General features: G+C 63.0%; 3 protein-coding genes. 2 read left to right on the forward strand and 1 reads right to left on the reverse strand.

The window, feature by feature from the left end; all coding sequences use genetic code 11:
- Positions 1–2 precede the first annotated feature (2 nt).
- Together WBV42_RS02485 and WBV42_RS02490 are read left to right on the forward strand one after the other, a co-directional pair.
- Entirely contained in the window at positions 3–863 is an 861-nt protein-coding gene (locus WBV42_RS02485; protein WP_423984631.1) for a succinate dehydrogenase/fumarate reductase iron-sulfur subunit, read from the forward strand.
- 16 nt (positions 864–879) lie between these two features.
- Positions 880–2,715, forward strand: a complete 1,836-nt coding sequence (locus WBV42_RS02490) for an FAD-binding protein (protein WP_423984632.1) — start codon at positions 880–882, stop codon at positions 2,713–2,715.
- 131 nt (positions 2,716–2,846) lie between these two features.
- Here WBV42_RS02490 and WBV42_RS02495 read toward each other — a convergent pair.
- Positions 2,847–3,359: aminotransferase class I/II-fold pyridoxal phosphate-dependent enzyme (locus WBV42_RS02495; RefSeq protein ID WP_423984633.1), on the reverse strand; the 513-nt coding region annotated here is incomplete at its 5' end.

A 3,359-nucleotide genomic window follows, 5' to 3' on the forward strand; every position in this document is an offset into this window, starting at 1 on the left:
AAATGAGCACGCAACTATCCGAAGACGCGGACCAGGAAAGCGAGACCGAACGCACCGAAACCCCCGGCGACCGCCGACGGGCCGCGAAAGGGGGAAACGAACCATCGAAAGTGCAGGAATCGACCGAAACTGACGGGGAGACGGTTCGCCTCAAGGTGTTCCGCTACGACCCCGAAGTCGAGGGGAAGATGGAACCGCGGTTCGACGAGTTCCACGTTCCGTACGAGAAGGGGATGACCGTCCTCGACGCGCTCATCTACGCGCGTGACCACTTCGACACGACGCTCACCTTCCGTCACTCCTGCCGACAGGCCATCTGCGGCAGCGACGCGCTGTTCATCAACGGCACGCAGCGACTGGGCTGTCAGACCCAGATTTCCGATCTGAAGGGAACGGTTCGCGTCGAACCGCTTCCACACGCGGAGGTCGTCAAGGACCTCGTCGTGGACATGGAGCACTTCTACGATCAGATGCACTCGGTCGAACCGTACTTCCAGACGAGCGAGAAGCCGAGCGACGAACTCGAAGAACAGCGCCAGTCCCGCGAGAACCGCGAGAAGATCAAGATGTCCACGCGCTGTATCTGGTGTGGAGCATGTATGTCCTCGTGTAACATCGCGGCGGGCGACAACCAGTATCTCGGCCCGGCGGCGCTGAACAAGGCGTTCCGATTCGCCATGGACGACCGCGAGGGCGAGGAGATGCACCAACACCGGTACGACATCCTCGACCAGGAACACGGCGTCTGGCGCTGTCAGACCCAGTTCTCCTGTACGAACGTCTGCCCGAAAGACATCCCGCTGACCGAGCACATCCAGGAACTCAAGCGCTCGGCAGTGAAGAACAACCTCAAGTTCTGGTAAGCCTAATTTAGACACAATGTACGAACACGACGTAATCGTCGTCGGTGCTGGCGGTTCGGGGCTTCGTGCGGCCATCGCGGCCCACGAGCAGGGCGCAGATGTCGCCCTCGTCACGAAGCTTCACCCCGTTCGAAGCCACACCGGCGCAGCGGAAGGCGGTATCAACGCGGCACTCAGAGAGGGCGACGACTGGGAACTCCACGCCTACGACACCATGAAGGGGTCGGACTATCTCGGCGACGCCCCAGCGATCGAAACTCTCTGTCAGGATAGCCCGAAAGAGACCATCCAACTCGAACACTGGGGAATGGCGTTCTCCCGCGAGGACGACGGACGCGTCTCCCAGCGCCCGTTCGGTGGACTGTCGTTCGCCCGGACGACCTACGCCGGGGCGGAGACGGGTCACCACCTGCTCCACACGATGTACGAGCAGGTCGTCAAACGCGGCATTCAGGTGTACGACGAATGGTACGTCACCCAACTCGCCGTCACGGACGAAGACGACCCCTCGGAACGTAGCTGTCACGGCGTCGTCGGCTACGACATCCAGACGGGCAAGATCGAAGGCTTCACCGCCAAAAACGGCGTCATCCTGACGACCGGTGGTCTCGGGCAGGTCTTCGACCACACGACCAACGCGGTTGCCAACACCGGCGACGGTGCCGCGATGGCATACCGTGCAGGTGTCCCGCTTGAGGACATGGAGTTCATCCAATTCCACCCGACAACGCTCCCTTCGACCGGGGTTCTCATCTCCGAAGGTGTGCGTGGCGAAGGTGGTATCCTCTACAACAGCGAGGGGGAACGGTTCATGTTCGAGCACGGCTACGCGAACAACGACGGCGAACTCGCCTCGCGTGACGTGGTCGCCCGTGCCGAACTGACCGAAGTGAACAACGGGCGGGGCATCAACGACGAGTACGTCCACCTCGACATGCGCCACCTCGGCGAGGAGCGCATCACGGACCGACTCGAAAACATCCTCCACCTCGCGCGGGACTTCGAGGGCGTCGACGCGCTCGAAGAACCGATGCCGGTCAAACCCGGCCAGCACTACGCGATGGGCGGCATCGAAACCGACGAGAACGGCGAGACCTGCATCTCCGGACTGTACGCCGCGGGCGAGTGTGCCTGCGTGTCAGTCCACGGGTCGAACCGCCTCGGCGGCAACGCCCTGCCGGAACTCATCGTCTTCGGTGCCCGCGCCGGACGCCACGCCGCGGGCGAGGACCTCGGCGAACCGGAGATTCAGACCGGACAGAGCAGCGACATCGAGATGGGCGACGTCGATACGCCCGTCGAACCCGGCGCGGTCGATTCGGACGACGACAGCGCCGTGGCCGACGGCGGGACCTCGCTCGCCGACCCGTCCCAGACCGTCGAAGCCACGTTGGAAGCCGAACGTGCCCGTATCGAGACGCTTCTCGAAAAGGACGACGGCGTCCAGCAGGCCGAACTGCGCGCCAAACTCCAGAAGACGATGACGAACAACGTCAACGTGTTCCGGAACGAGGAAGGTCTCAAGCAGGCGCTCGAAGACATCCACGAGATTCGGAAGTCCTACGGCGACGTGTACGTCAACGACCCGTCGCGCACGTTCAACACCGACCTCATCCACACCATCGAGATGCGCAACCTCCTCGATCTCGGTGAAGCCATCACGCTCGGCGCGCTCGCCCGCGACGAGTTCCGTGGCGCTCACTGGCGCGAGGAGAACCAGAACCGCCGCGACGACGTGTGGCTGAAACACACGATGCTCTCGTGGAACGACGGCACGCCGGAACTCTGGTACAGGCCGACCATCCTCGAAGGCGAGAACAAGAAGTACGAGCCGAAAGTTCGCAGTTACTGACTTCTCCGTTCTCCGCTGTCGTTTTTACTGCTCGAATTCGCTTCCCGATAGTCGAAACCCCGAAATCCGAGGAATACAGGAGGACACTAGGGGTTCAGGAGGACACGAGGGATTCGGGAGGACAGCGGCGATTATGCGTGTCGGTCGAGGAATGACTCGACGCGCTCCAGACCGGCCTCCAACTCGTCGGCGGGCAGGCCGAATCCGATTCGGAAGTAGCGGTCGAACCCGAACAGGTTCCCTGGCGCGAGGACGACGCTCTCCTCCTCGACCACGCCGCGACAGAACGCCTCGCCGCCCTCGAAGCCGTCCGGAATCCGGACGAAGCCGTTCACACCCACCGGGTCGTACCACTCCAAGCCGTGGTCGTTCACGAACTCCCGCACGCGGTCACGGTTGCTCGCCGCGAGTTCGCGGTTCTCGGCCAGAATGTCCTCCTCGTGCGCACCGAGCGCCTGCCGGGCGACGTGCTGGTCGATGATACCCGGCGAGATGGTCGTGTAATCCTTCCACTCCCACGCGCCGTCCACGACTTCCTCCGCGCCGACGAGCCAACCGAATCGAAGTCCGGCGAGTCCGTACGCCTTCGTCAAACTCGTCGTGCTGATGCCGTACTCGCCCATGCTCGCCACGGGGTCCACCGG

The organism is Haladaptatus sp., assembly GCF_049589095.1.
Taxonomy (GTDB): Archaea; Halobacteriota; Halobacteria; order Halobacteriales; family Haladaptataceae; genus Haladaptatus.

Bases quoted from the DNA above. Each gene is read 5' to 3' on its own strand.
- WBV42_RS02485 (WP_423984631.1), top strand. From the start codon at position 3: ATGAGCACGCAACTATCCGAAGACGCGGACCAGGAAAGCGAGACCGAA.
- WBV42_RS02490 (WP_423984632.1), top strand. From the start codon at position 880: ATGTACGAACACGACGTAATCGTCGTCGGTGCTGGCGGTTCGGGGCTT.